Annotated in this window: 12 protein-coding genes; 3 read left to right on the top strand and 9 right to left on the bottom strand. The window is 66.1% G+C overall.

From position 1 onward, the window contains the following. Window positions 1-124 precede the first annotated feature (124 nt). The 6 genes from QQL87_RS31150 to cobS all read right to left on the bottom strand — a co-directional run bounded on the left by QQL87_RS31150 (window position 125) and on the right by cobS (window position 7312). The gene (locus tag QQL87_RS31150; protein ID WP_284422946.1) at window positions 125-550 is read right to left on the bottom strand and encodes a hypothetical protein; all 426 of its coding nucleotides are present in this window, start codon (window positions 548-550) and stop codon (window positions 125-127) included. 54 nt (window positions 551-604) lie between these two features. Further along, window positions 605-1693 carry an LLM class flavin-dependent oxidoreductase gene (locus QQL87_RS31155; protein WP_284422945.1) on the bottom strand — a complete coding sequence of 363 codons (1089 nt, stop codon included), beginning with the start codon at window positions 1691-1693 and terminating at the stop codon, window positions 605-607. Window positions 1694-1903: 210 nt separating this feature from the next. Beyond that, window positions 1904-3016 (bottom strand): NADH:flavin oxidoreductase/NADH oxidase, encoded by a 1113-nt coding sequence (locus QQL87_RS31160; protein WP_284422944.1) that lies wholly within the window; start codon window positions 3014-3016, stop codon window positions 1904-1906. A gap of 102 nt (window positions 3017-3118) precedes the next feature. Then, complete coding sequence (locus tag QQL87_RS31165) at window positions 3119-4195, bottom strand: esterase-like activity of phytase family protein (RefSeq protein ID WP_284422943.1); 1077 nt, start codon at window positions 4193-4195, stop codon at window positions 3119-3121. A 76-nt stretch (window positions 4196-4271) separates the two neighbouring features. Continuing rightward, window positions 4272-6170: a cobaltochelatase subunit CobT gene (cobT, locus tag QQL87_RS31170; protein ID WP_284422942.1), complete on the bottom strand. Its 1899-nt coding sequence runs from the start codon at window positions 6168-6170 to the stop codon at window positions 4272-4274. Between the two features lie 143 nt (window positions 6171-6313). Beyond that, the gene (gene cobS, locus QQL87_RS31175) at window positions 6314-7312 is read right to left on the bottom strand and encodes a cobaltochelatase subunit CobS (RefSeq protein WP_284422941.1); all 999 of its coding nucleotides are present in this window, start codon (window positions 7310-7312) and stop codon (window positions 6314-6316) included. A gap of 294 nt (window positions 7313-7606) precedes the next feature. On the opposite strand from cobS, the gene QQL87_RS31180 reads away from it, so the two are divergent. Continuing rightward, on the top strand, window positions 7607-8263 hold the full coding sequence (locus QQL87_RS31180; protein WP_284422940.1) for a DedA family protein: 657 nt from the start codon (window positions 7607-7609) through the stop codon (window positions 8261-8263). A gap of 18 nt (window positions 8264-8281) precedes the next feature. Here the strand turns inward: QQL87_RS31180 and QQL87_RS31185 are convergent, their stop codons facing one another. Continuing rightward, a complete protein-coding gene (locus tag QQL87_RS31185; RefSeq protein ID WP_284422939.1) occupies window positions 8282-9505 on the bottom strand; it encodes a citrate synthase family protein in 1224 nt (407 codons plus the stop codon). Window positions 9506-9587: 82 nt separating this feature from the next. Here QQL87_RS31185 and QQL87_RS31190 point away from each other — a divergent pair, with 82 nt between their 5' ends. Continuing rightward, complete coding sequence (locus QQL87_RS31190; protein ID WP_284422938.1) at window positions 9588-10673, top strand: citrate synthase/methylcitrate synthase; 1086 nt, start codon at window positions 9588-9590, stop codon at window positions 10671-10673. Window positions 10674-10727: 54 nt separating this feature from the next. Here QQL87_RS31190 and QQL87_RS31195 read toward each other — a convergent pair whose 3' ends face one another. After that, a complete protein-coding gene (locus tag QQL87_RS31195; RefSeq protein ID WP_284422937.1) occupies window positions 10728-11369 on the bottom strand; it encodes a J domain-containing protein in 642 nt (213 codons plus the stop codon). Between the two features lie 110 nt (window positions 11370-11479). Here QQL87_RS31195 and QQL87_RS31200 point away from each other — a divergent pair, with 110 nt between their 5' ends. Next, window positions 11480-11749: a BolA family protein gene (locus tag QQL87_RS31200; protein ID WP_284422936.1), complete on the top strand. Its 270-nt coding sequence runs from the start codon at window positions 11480-11482 to the stop codon at window positions 11747-11749. Between the two features lie 19 nt (window positions 11750-11768). Here QQL87_RS31200 and QQL87_RS31205 read toward each other — a convergent pair whose 3' ends face one another. Continuing rightward, window positions 11769-13073: an HlyC/CorC family transporter gene (locus QQL87_RS31205; protein ID WP_284422935.1), complete on the bottom strand. Its 1305-nt coding sequence runs from the start codon at window positions 13071-13073 to the stop codon at window positions 11769-11771. Window positions 13074-13103: the final 30 nt, after the last annotated feature.

Raw genomic sequence — 13103 nt, forward strand, 5'->3', positions numbered from 1 at the left:
CCGCGCCGGCCGCGCCGGACCGCTTAGTTCCGCTAAACAGAACTCAATCGAACGCTCGCGCGGCCGCGCTCACGCCGTCCCGGATGAAAGTCGCGACAGCCTCAGCACAAAAAATCACCAAGCATCAATGCCGCATGCGCGCGATCGCGCCGGCCACGATCTGCATGATGACGCCGACCACCCAGCCCGCCATGATCAGCGACGTCCAGACGATGTGCGGGTCCTCGCGCAGGATGATGATGCCGACCGCGAAGAACGCCGTCAGCGTCGCCAGAAAGGTGCCGACGGCACTGAGGAACTCGGCCGCGTCGATCTTTTTCGCGGCCGGAGTGCCCTCTTCGTGCGGGTGAAACGGTATCTGGGGCGTGTCGATGCCGAGATAGAAGCCGAAGGCGCCGGACAGCATCATGACCACCAGGAACCCCTGCGTGGTGAGCCACGGCACGCTGGAGCCGACATGCGCGCCGACGAACACGCCGCAGGCTGCGCCTGCCAAGGCAAGTCCGGAACGTTCGAGCACATGGGCGGACTGACGGACACGAATGCGCATGGCGATGACCTCACTGACCGGACCGGCGCCTTGACGCCGGTCCGACCATGAATGCTAGGCCGCCTTGGTCATGTCGGCATTGAGATGGCGCAACCTCGGCAGCACCTCCTGCTTCAACAACCGCAGCGAGTTGTGCCACGCTTCCGGCTTGTGCTTGTAGTCGAAGCCGAACACGCAAAGCGTGCCGAAGCCGCCGACCTCATGCCAGATCTTCTCGATCTTCTCAGTGACCGTCGCCGGCGAGCCGATGATCCAGTTGCGCCTGGCGCAATAGTCCACCGTCACATCGGAATCCGGTACGTCGGGTGCGTGCTTCAGATAGTCCTTGAAGCCGAAATGGCCGAGCAAAGGCAGGAAGTACTCGCCCATCATCCGGCCCATCATGTCGCCGGAGGACAGGCGCCAGGCCTCCTCGTCGGTCTCGGCGACGAACACCTCGCGCACCAGCCGCCAATCGTTGCGATTGGCCTTGCGGCCTGACTTGGCGGCGCCTGCTTCCACTGAATCCCAGTGCGACGACACATAGGCCGGGTTGAGGTTGAGGCTCATCGGAATGAAGCCGCGCTCGCCGGCGAGCTTGAGCGTGTCGGAGTTCTTCGACAGGCCGGCGACGCCGATCGGCGGATGCGGCGCCTGGATCGGCTTGAGGAAGTCGAACATCACGTCGGGCTTGGTGACCGTCCAGTATTTGCCCTTGTGCGTGAACGGGGCCGGCTCGCTCCACAGCCGCAGGATGATCTCCAGCGCCTCGCGCGTCATCTCGCGGTTCTGGCCGCTCATGCCGTCGACATTGAACATCGCCCAGTCGCTCGGCAGGCCGGATGCGGCAATGCCGAAATTGAGCCGGCCTTCGGACAGATGATCGAGCATCGCGACGCGGTTGGCGAGTTCGGCCGGATGATGATAGGGCAGCAGGAAACCGCCAGGCCCGAGCCGGATGGTCTTGGTCTCGCGGAAGGCCTGCGCAAGGAGCAGATCGGGCGACGGGTGCGGCTCCCAAGGCGCGGTGTGATGCTCGCCGATCCAGGCTTCCTGATAGCCGAGCTCATCGAGCCAGCGCAGGACCTGCAGGTCCCAATCGTGGCCCTCCTTCAATCCGCACTCCGGCGGATGCGAAGGCATCGTGAAATATCCGATCTCCATGGCTTCCTCTCGCGCTTGTTTTGCGGCGCACCTTTGCGGTGCGCTCATCGTCACGCGAGACGAAACACGACCAACCGAGTCGGCAACGCCGCACGTGGTCTGCGAAGACTAGCACTTCGTTCGACAGCGACAATCGTCGGCTGTGTCGCTGGCGGAATAATGACCGCAGATTTTTGCAACGCTCATCTGCGGCATTGCCGCGATTGCACGTCAGCGTGCGCCGAACGTCGTCTTGCCGAACAGCTCCTTCTGCGTCGACGGCTGCGAGCGCCAGTATTGCGGAGGCACAGACACCTGTCCGCCAAGTTCGGCGGCGGCATGCCAGCCCCAGCGCGGATCGTAGAGCATGCCGCGGGCCAGCGCGACGATGTCGGCCTTGCCGGTTGCGACGATCTCTTCCGCTTGCTGCGCCTGCGTGATGAGGCCGACGGCCATGGTGGGAAGTCCCGTCGCCTGCTTCACGGCTGCGGCAAACGGCACCTGATAGCCGGGGCCGAGCGTGATCTTCTGCAACGGCGACACGCCGCCCGAGGAGACGTCGATCCAGTCCGCGCCGCGGCGCTTCACCTCTTGCGCAAAGGCGATGGTCTGGTCGAGATCCCAGCCGCCATCCACCCAGTCGGTCGCCGAGACACGCATCCCGACCGGCTTGTCCGCAGGAAAGGCGCCGCGGACGGTATCGAACACTTCGAGCGGAAAGCGCATGCGGTTCTCCAGCGAGCTGCCATAGGCGTCGCTGCGCTGGTTGGCGATCGGCGACAGGAACTGGTGCAGCAGATAGCCGTGCGCGCCGTGAACCTCGATCGCATCGATGCCGAGGTGTGCAGCGCGCTTCGCTGCAGAAGCGAATGCGTCGCGGATGCGTGCCAGGCCCGCGGCATCGAGCGCCTCGGGCGCGAGCTCGCCCGCCTTGTGCGCAATGGCCGACGGCGCGACCGTCTGCCATCCGCCGTCGGCGAGCGGAATCTGCTGGCCGCCATCCCACGGTTTGTGGCTGGAGCCCTTGCGTCCGGCATGGGCGAGCTGCATCGCAATCGCGGTGCTCGAATGTTTGCGCACCGAGGCCAGGATCGGCGCGAGCGCCGCCTCGGTCGCGTCGTCCCAGAGCCCGAGACAGCCGGGCGTGATACGACCGATCGGCTCCACATGCGTCGCTTCGATGCAGAACATCGCCGCGCCTGATAGCGCCAACGTGTTGATGTGGGTGAAGTGCCAATCATTGGCTGCGCCATTCTCGGCCGAATACTGGCACATCGGCGACACCACGACACGGTTGGCAAGTTCGAGGCTGCGCAGCTTGATCGGGGTAAACAGGGCGCTCATGCTGGGTTCCAGGCTGGGACGGTTGATGGCCATGATCTGACGCCGGCAAGTGTCCGCCATGGCAGGGCAGTGGTCAACGCGGCCGCCATGGGATGTTGCGCCTCATTCCATCAATGTGAACTGCAGCAGCAGCGTCCGCTGGATCATCGAGAAATTGTCGTCCGACACCAGCGTCAGCACGGTGTCGCCCTCGGGCGTGACGTGCGCGTCGATGCCTTCGAGATTGTCGATCTCCTGGCCGAGATCGGCGGAAAAGATCGCGGGACCATCGACCAGCGCACCCGGCGCAATATCGGCGAGCCTGACGCGGCGGATGCGGATGCCGACCCCGTTGAACAACGAAAACTTCCGTTCCAGGACCAGCAGATCACCTGACGGCAGCAGCACGGCATCGCTGACGTCGAAATCGTTGCTTCTGACGATGCTGAACTGTCCCGCCGAGGGGCCACCGAGCAGGAACGCCAGCAGGTTGCCGTTCGCATCCAGGCCGCGCTCGGAGATCGCGATCAGGGTTCCGGCGAGCGGCAGGCCCTTGGGCACGATGACGAGCGCTTCGAGCCCCTTGTTGTTGGGAAGCCGCCTGGCAGCGGGCGGCAGCGGCATGATCTCGCTGCGCGCGCTTGTGCCGCCCTTGGCGAAGTCGTAGCGCAGCAGCTGATTGACGCGTTCGAGGCCGACATAGGCAATGTCGCCGTCACGCGCGAGCGACTCGGAATCATACCAGCCGCGGTCCGTGATCGGCCGTCCGTCCGGTCCGAGCAGCGGCGCTGCCTCGACATCCGCAAGTCCCGCGATGTCGCGGCCGGAATAGGCGATGCGGCCGGTGAACCAGCCGCCCTTGTCGCTGATCGCAAGAAAGCGCTCGCCCGTGGCGTCGAGCCGGATGCCGGACAGCCCACCGAAGCCCGGATAGGCCGAGGTCAGCGCCACACCGCTGCGATATTGCAGCATCCCGAAACGGGTATGAGTCCGATCGCGCAGATCGAAGGACGGCAACGGCCGCGCCTTGACCTCGATACGGACCGCCGAGGTGACCGAGTGCTCGTCAATGGCGGCGCGCCTCCGGGCTGGAGGCGGCACCGATTGCGCCGGAGCGCGACTGGACCATGCGAGAGCCGACACTCCGCCGAGGGTCAGCGCAAGAAAGCGCCTGCGGTCGGAGATCGCCTGCAGCGACATCGGCGGCGGGGCCCCCTCCCCCACACCTCCTCCGAGACGGAGGAGGACGCTTCCGATCGAACGACCGGTCTTTCTATTAATGCAGCTTGCGCTTTGGCCCGCGCGAAGGTTGTGGCGCCGCGTGGGTCTCGGTGAACAGTTCGGCGAGCTTCTCGGTGATCGCGCCGCCGAGCTCCTCGGCGTCGACAATCGTCACCGCGCGGCGATAGTAGCGCGTGACGTCGTGACCGATACCGATCGCGATCAGCTCGACCGGCGAGCGGGTCTCGATCTCCTCAATGATGTGGCGCAGATGGCGCTCGAGATAGTTGCCGGGGTTCACCGACAGCGTGGAGTCGTCAACCGGCGCGCCGTCCGAGATCATCATCAGGATCTTGCGCTGCTCGGGCCGGCCGAGCAGGCGCTTGTGCGCCCAGTCGAGCGCCTCGCCGTCGATATTCTCCTTCAGGAGACCTTCGCGCATCATCAGGCCGAGATTCTTGCGCGCCCGGCGCCATGGGGCGTCGGCGGCCTTGTAGATGATGTGCCTGAGATCGTTGAGGCGGCCGGGATTGGCCGGCTTGCCGGCGGCGAGCCAGGCCTCGCGCGACTGACCGCCCTTCCAGGCCCGCGTCGTGAAGCCGAGGATCTCGACCTTGACGCCGCAACGCTCGAGCGTACGGGCGAGAATGTCAGCGCAGGTCGCGGCCACCGTGATCGGGCGGCCGCGCATCGAGCCGGAATTGTCCAGCAGCAGCGTCACCACCGTGTCGCGGAAGGTGGCCTCCTTCTCGCGCATGAACGAGAGCGGCTGGTAGGGATCGATGACCACGCGCGACAGCCGCGCCGGATCGAGGATGCCCTCCTCGAGATCGAACTCCCAGGCGCGGTTCTGCTGCGCCATCAGCCGGCGCTGCAGCCGGTTGGCGAGCCGCGCCACGATGCCCTGGAGGTGCGCGAGCTGCTTGTCGAGATAGGAGCGCAACCGCTCCAGCTCGTCATGGTCGCACAGGTCCTCGGCCGCGATGACCTCGTCGAATTTCGGCGCGAAGGCGTGATATTCCGGCCCGCGCGGCTCGTTGGCGCCGCCGCGGTTCGGCCGTGTCGCCTCGCCCGGGGTCTCGTCGTCGCCGAGCTCGCCGTCATCGAGCGTGTCGGAGGCCGACGCCTGCGCCGCCTCCATCGCGCTCTCCGACATCTCGTCCGAGGTCGTCTGCGCCTGGTCGGCGCTCATCTCCTGCGCGGCATCGGATTCCGGCGAGCCCTCGGCGCCGGACTGATCATTGTCGCCGTCGCGGTTGTCGTCGTTGTCCTCGTCCTCTTCCGAATCGGCGTTGCGTTCGTCACCGAGATCCAGCGCCGACAGCAGATCATGCACGAGGTCGCCGAACTTGGCCTGGTTCTCGGCGAAGCGGCCGAGCTCATCGAGGCGCGAGCCGATCCTGTCCTCCAGGAACGGGCGCCAGAGATCGACCACCTTTCGCGCAGCATTCGGCGGCGCCATGCCGGTGAGACGCTCGCGCACCATCATCGCCAGCGCGTCCGACAGCGGTGCGTCGGCGCGGTCGGTGATCTCGTCATATTTGCCGCGATGGAAGTGATCGTCGAGCATCGCCGTGAGGTTCTTGGCGACGCCGGCCATGCGCTTGGCGCCGATCGCCTCGACGCGGGCCTGCTCGACGGCCTCGAACACGCCGCGCGCCTGCGGATTGCCGGGGATCAGCTTGCGGTGAATTTTTGGGTCGTGACAGGCGATCTTGAGCGCGATCGAGTCGGCGTGGCCGCGCACCACGGCAGCATCACGCTTGGTCATCTTGCGCGCCGGCTCCGGCAGCCGCGCCTTGCCCGGTGAAAGGCCCGGCCGTTCGGCGGCGAAGGACACTTCGAGCTCAGGGGCCCGGGCAATGGCGCGCAGGCACCCGGTCACCGACCGCTTGAACGGTTCGGTCGGTGCTTCCTTGACGCCGGGACGGGGTTTGTTGCTCGGTGTGGTCATCTGTTTCCTGCGGCTATCGTCCCGGCGAACGCCGGGCCCGATAACCACCGGCGTTCGTTGTTTCGCACTCGCTTTCCCACATCACCCGACGGGAGATGCCGCGGGGCATGGGTCCCGGCTCGAAGGCCGGGACGACACCGGTATCAGCTCAGCGCCACGTTGATGGCGGATTCCGGCAGCTCCGCGTTGAAGCAGCGCTGATAGAACTCCGCGACCAGCGGACGCTCGAGCTCGTCGCATTTGTTGAGGAACGTCACGCGGAAGGCGAAGCCGATGTCGCCGAAGATCTCGGCATTCTCGGCCCAGGTGATGACCGTGCGCGGGCTCATCACCGTCGACAGATCGCCGTTGGCGAAAGCGTTGCGCGTGAGGTCGGCGAGCCGCACCATCTTGTTGACGGTGTCGCGGCCCTGCGCGTTCTGATAGTGCTTGGCCTTCGCCAGCACGATCTCGACCTCCTCGTCATGCGCGAGGTAGTTCAGCGTCGTGACGATCGACCAGCGGTCCATCTGGCCCTGGTTGATCTGCTGCGTGCCGTGATAGAGGCCCGAGGTGTCGCCGAGACCGATGGTGTTGGCGGTCGCGAACAGGCGGAACGACGGGTGCGGCTTGATGACCTTGTTCTGGTCGAGCAAGGTCAGACGGCCCGAGACTTCGAGCACGCGCTGGATCACGAACATCACGTCCGGACGGCCGGCATCGTACTCGTCGAACACCAGCGCGACGTTGTGCTGCAGCGCCCAGGGGAGGATGCCGTCACGAAACTCGGTGACCTGCTTGCCATCCCGGACCACGATCGCGTCCTTGCCGACGAGGTCAATACGGCTGATGTGGCTGTCGAGGTTGACGCGCACGCAGGGCCAGTTGAGGCGCGCCGCGACCTGCTCGATATGGGTCGATTTACCCGTTCCGTGGTAACCGGTCACCATCACACGGCGGTTCTTGGCGAAGCCGGCCAGGATCGCAAGCGTGGTGGCACGGTCGAAGCGGTAGTCGGCGTCGACTTCGGGGACATGCGGGTCGCTTGCGGAAAAGGCCGGCACCTCAAGGTCGCTGTCGATCCCGAACACCTGACGCACCGACACCTTCATGTCGGGCACACCGGTCATCTCCTGCGCATTGGTCGTAGCGGCGGTCGTCATTCATCCTCCGAGGTCCCGGGCATTCCCGAAACCAGATTTCATGTTTGGCTGCGGTTGAAGGGCTTCAGGCCGTAGCCTAGCAGAGTGCACGCACGGGCAGAAGCCTAAGCCTTGATCAAAGTTCCGTCGTTATATCATCACGATAAGCCTGACTGACCGTTTTCGAAAGGCTGCCCTGCGTATCACGCCACCTTTTCGCCCCATCGGGTGTTTGTCGACCGACGTGGCACTTGGGGCCGGGGTTCCTACTTATCGACAAGCTCAGCCACGACCCTCTCCACCAGCAGGAACCGCGTGACCCATCTGCTCGACCCCCTCATCGCCTTCGTCTCCGCGCATGCGGGACTGGCCTATCTCACCCTGTTCCTGGCCGCGCTGCTGGAGGCCGTTCCGATCGTCGGTTCGGTGGTTCCGGGCACGACCATCATCCTGGCGCTGAGCGCGCTCATTCCGGGCGGCGAATTGACTCTGCAATGGGTGCTGGCGGCGGCCATCCTCGGCGCGATCCTCGGGGACGGCACGGCCTTCTGGGTCGGCCACCGCAGCCAGCGCGAGATCCTGACGGGCTGGCCGTTCTCGAACTATCCGCGCCTGGTGGCGCAGAGCGAAGCCTTCTTCCACCGCTTCGGCACCTTGGCGATCTTCTTCGCCCGATTCGTGGCGCCGATCCGCGCCGTGGTGCCGATCACGGCGGGTGCGCTCGACATCCCGCCGGCCCGGTTCTACGCCGTGAACATCCCCGCGATCGTCTTGTGGGCCTGCGCCCACGTGCTGCCGGGCGTCTTCGCGGTGCAGCTGCTGCACCGCTACGGCGGCATCCCGCATCACAGCCACATCGCCAAGTCCACCTGGATCATCGCGGCGATCGCAGGCACGATTGCGGTCTGGCTGGTGCTTTGGCTGCTGCGGAAGCGGCGCGAGACCCAGTTGGCGGCGGGCGCGGCAGATTGAGGCGGCGGCTGACGCCGCTCAAAGCGACTCCAGCAGCGCGCCGCGGCCGGGAATCGGTCCCGTGTATCGGGCGCGCGGACGGATCAACCGGCCGTGCTGCAGCTGTTCGCAGGCATGCGCGATCCAACCGACGCAGCGCGCCATCGCAAACAGCGCCAGCTCGCTGCCCGGCGGCAGCCGCAGGCTGTGCACCAGAACGGCCAGCGCATAGTCGATATTCACGAACTCGCCGGTCGCCTCCGCGATTCGCTCCGGCACCTCGCGGGTGAATTTGCGCGGCGCGCCGGCGCGCGTCAGTGCCTCCAGCAGCGAGATCGCGCGCGGGTCGCCGCGCCTGTAGACGCCGTGCCCAAAGCCGGCGAAGCGTTCGCCCAGCGCCACGCGCTCGCGGATCAGCGGCGCGACGTCACGGTCGACCAGCGTTTTCACCAGTTGCGACGCCAGCACGCCGGCGCCGCCATGCTGCGGCCCCTTCAGCGCCGCCAGTCCGGCAATGACGGCATCGTAGAGGCTCAGTCCGGTCGAGGCCGCACAGCGGACGGTGAAGGTCGACGCGTTCAGCTCGTGATCGGCCAGCAGCACCAGGGTGCGGCGGATCAGGTCCGGCGCATGCTTGTGATCGGGCGCCCACGCATGGGCGACCTGGATATGCAGCGGCTCGGCCGACGGCGGCTGGTTCAGCATGGTCGTGACGACCAGCCGCACGATGCGGGCGCCTACCATCGCACGACCGTCCGGCGCGCGATTGAAGGCCGCGGGGTCCGCATTGGCCGCCAGCGCGAGCACGGCAATGGCGCGGTCGATCGGTGCCGCGCGGCGCGCGGCATCGGCGATCAGGCGCATCTCGTCCGATATGGCCGGCAGGTTGTCGGGCGCGAACGGGTCGATGGCGGTCACGTCCCACAGCAGCGTCGCAGCGTGCTCCAGCGAATCGCGCTCGGCGAGGTCGACGCAATTGACGCCCCGGTAGATCGGACCGGCCTCGGTGATGGTCGACACCGCGGAATCGAACACGGGCAAGTCCGCGTCGAAGCTACGGAAGGCCCGCGGCTCGGGCGTCGGGACACGCCGCTCCTTCAGCGCCCGAATGTCCTCGGCGCGATAGCGGTTGCTGCGGGAATTCGGCGATGGCTCGGAGCGAACGAGGCCGCGGCTCACATAGGCATAAAGCGTCGCCGGAGAGATCGCGAGCTCTGCTGAAGCCTCTCGGGCCGAAAGGTAAAGGCCACTGTCTTTTTTCATATTGATCAGCTTAATCAAGATTGATCAAGTTGTCGACGGGACCGATCTTTGCGCCGTGACCATTCACGCAGGAGATCCCGCCATGACCATTCACCTCGGCAAGACCCCCGTCGGCCTCGATGGCATCGCTGCGGCTGAGACCGTGCTCAGCCATGTCGACGGCCAGCAGGGCGAGCTCATCATCGCAGGCAGCCGGGTGGCCGATCTCGCCGCCACCAGCTTCGAGGGCGTGACGGCCCGGCTGTGGAGCGCGGCGACGAAGCACACCGTCAGCGAAGCGGACGTCCGTGCCCGCCTCGGCCTCGCCCGTCAGCGCGCCTTTGCCCGGCTGCCCGAGTTGCTCGCCGCGACCGCCGGCCTGTCGATCATCGACGGCTTCCGCGCCGCCGTCGCGGCGCTGCGTCCCGAAGCCGGGCTCGACGACGAGGCGACGATCGTCGGCGCCTGCCCTGTGATCGCCGGCGCATTGGTCCAGCGCGCACGAGGAGCGCAGCCGGTCGCGCCCCACCCCGACCTCGGCCACGCCGCCGACACGCTGCGCATGGTGCGCGGCGACACGCCCGGCAGCGGCGAGGTAGCCGCGCTCGACACCTATCTTGTGACGGTCAGCGACCACGGCATGAACGCCTCGACCTTTGCCGCACGCGTCGTCGCCTCGACCCAGGCCGACCTGTTCGCATCCATCACCGCCGGCTACTGCGCCCTGACCGGGCCGCTGCATGGCGGGGCGCCGGAGCCGGTGCTGGAGATGCTGAACGCGATCGGCACGCGCGACAACATCAGGCCGTGGGTTGATGCGGCACTGAGCCGGGGCGAGCGGCTGATGGGTTTCGGCCACCGCATCTACCGGGTGCGCGATCCGCGCGCCGACGTGCTCAAGGGCGCGATCGAGCGGCTGGCGGGCAGCGGGGCCGATCTGCCATTCGCGAGCGAGGTGGAGGCCTATATCCGCGCAGCGCTGCGGCAGAAGAATCCGGAGCGTGTGCTCGACACCAATGTCGAGTTCTTCACCGCCATCCTGCTCGATGCGCTGAAGATTCCGCGCCAGGCGTTCACGCCGATCTTCGCGGTGGCGCGGGCTGCCGGCTGGACGGCGCATGCAAGGGAGCAGCAGCGCACGGGACGGCTGATCCGGCCGAGCTCGGCCTATATCGGGCCGAAGCCCTGAGCAGTTGGCTCAACGAACGGTCGGGCGCCGTGTGGCAAACGATGTCGCGCGGCGTCAGCCCTTCACGACCGTCTTCAGATAGTTGTAGGCCTTGATGATCTCGATCAGGCGATCCTCGGTGGAGCGGTCGCCGCCATTGGCGTCGGGATGGTGCTGCTTCACCAGCGCCTTATATTTGGCCTTCACATCTTCCAGCGTGACGTCGGGACCGAGGCCCATCACCTGCAACGCCTTGCGCTCGGCGTTGAACACCTTGCGCGTCTCGGCCTTCGGCGCCGACTGCGGATCCGGGCGCCAGCTGCCGCGGCCGTTGATCTCGGCGAACACGCTGAACGGATCCGACGCATCGCCGAGATCACCCTCGGGGGTACCGGTGCCGCGCTTGGCGGATGTATTCGCACCCATCTTCCAGGTCGGGCGATGTCCGGTCAGCGCATCCTTCTGGTAGCGCGCGACCGCCTCGGCGTTCATGCCCGAAAAGAAATTATAGGACTGGTTGTACTCGCGCACATGGTCGAGACAGAAGTGCCAATATTCGCGCTGGTTCTCGCGCCCCTTGGGCGCGCGGTGCGAACCCCGGTTCGTGCAGTCCGGCCATTGGCAGGGCTGGACCTCCTCGCGCACCGGCTGCCGCGAAGCCTGCTTCTTGGGCTTGATGCGGATGGAGTCGAAGAATTTGGATGAATCGATCGGCATGGCGGACTTTGACTACGCAACGCCAAAAGCTTCAAGTCTTGACATTCCGAATACCTCAGGCGGGGACCGCCGATTGACGAAAAATAATTTGATGCGTATTTCCAGAGACCATGCGAACGCGAGATGCTATCATCGAAAAGTTGCGCGAAGCTTTCACGCCGGAAAGCCTCGACGTCCAGGACGAATCACATCTGCATGAAGGCCATATGGGCCATCAGCCGAGTGGTGAGACCCATTTCCGCGTGTATATTGTGTCGCAGGCCTTCTCCGGCAAGAGCCGCGTCGATCGGCATCGCCTGATCAACGCCGCGTTGGCGGCGGAACTGGCCGGCTCCGTACATGCACTGGCGCTACATGCGAAGGCGCCGGGCGAAGCCTAACACCAACAACTCCGTCCCGTCAGAATGCCGTGCCCGCACGGCGCGGCCGCGTCTCCTCGGTTTCACCGCGCGGCACCGGGACGATGCGCAGCGCGGTGATGCGATTGCGCTCCCGGCGCAGCACGCGAAAACGAAAGCCGTGGAAGGTGAAGCTCTGGCCGCGCTCGGGGATCGAGCGCGCCTCGTGAATCACGAGACCTGCAACGGTCGTCGCCTCTTCATCCGGCAGCGTCCAGTCCATCGCGCGATTGAGATCGCGGATCGGCACTGAGCCATCGACCACGACCGATCCATCCGGCTGCACGCGCACGCCAGCGACCTGCACGTCCTGCTCGTCGGAAATGTCGCCGACGATCTCTTCCAGGATGTCCTCGAGCGTGACGATGCCTTCGACCTCGCCATACTCGTCGACAACGAGCGCGAAATGCGTCTTGCGGCGGCGGAACGCCTTCAGCTGTTCCGACACCGAGCGCATCTCCGGCACGAACCACGGCGGCAGCGCCAGCGAGGCAACGTCGATATGCGACACATCGCCCTCGGCTGAGCGGATCGCACGCAACAGGTCCTTCGCATGCAGCACGCCGACGATGTTCTCGGGCGTGCCGCGCCACAACGGGATGCGCGTGTATTCCGAGGCCAGCACCTCGCGCACCAGCTCCTCCTGCGGCAGGTCCGCGTTCACCATCACCATCTCGGTGCGATGGATCATGACGTCGGACACCTGCAGCTCGCTCAGGTCGAGCAGGCCGCCCAGCATGTCGCGGTCCTGCTTCTCGACCTTGCCTTCATGATGCAGGAGATCGACGGCGCCGCGCAGCCGTTCGGTCGGCGACAGGATCGGCTGGTTGGCGCCGACCTTGAAGCCGATCAGCCGCATCAAGACGCGCACGATCGCCTCGATCACCGCGAGCACCGGTCCGAGCACGATCACGGTGCCACGCATCGGCCGGGCCACCGCAAGCGAGACACGATCCGGCGCGTTGATCGCGATGGTCTTCGGCAGCACCTCGGCAAAGATCACGACCAGCGCGGTCATCACGCCGGTCGCGTAGAGCACGCCGACCTCGCCGAACCAGGCGGTGAAAACGCCGGTCGCCAGCGCCGAGGCGGCGATATTGGCGATGTTGTTGCCGAGCAGCAGTGCGCCGATCAGCCGTTCGCGCATGTCGAACAGGCTCGACACCACGTCGGCCTCGCGATTGCCCTGCTTCGACAGGCGCAACATGCTGGCGCGGGAGGCGCCGGTCAGGGCGGTCTCGCTCAGCGCGAAGAAGGCCGAGGCGGCGAGACAGATGATGACGACGGTGAGTGTGATCCAGTCCATGACGCCGATGTCACTCTCGATGGAAGCCGT

Origin of the sequence: Bradyrhizobium sp. SSBR45G (assembly GCF_030159255.1) — a bacterium.
In the GTDB taxonomy this organism is placed as follows: domain Bacteria; phylum Pseudomonadota; class Alphaproteobacteria; order Rhizobiales; family Xanthobacteraceae; genus Bradyrhizobium.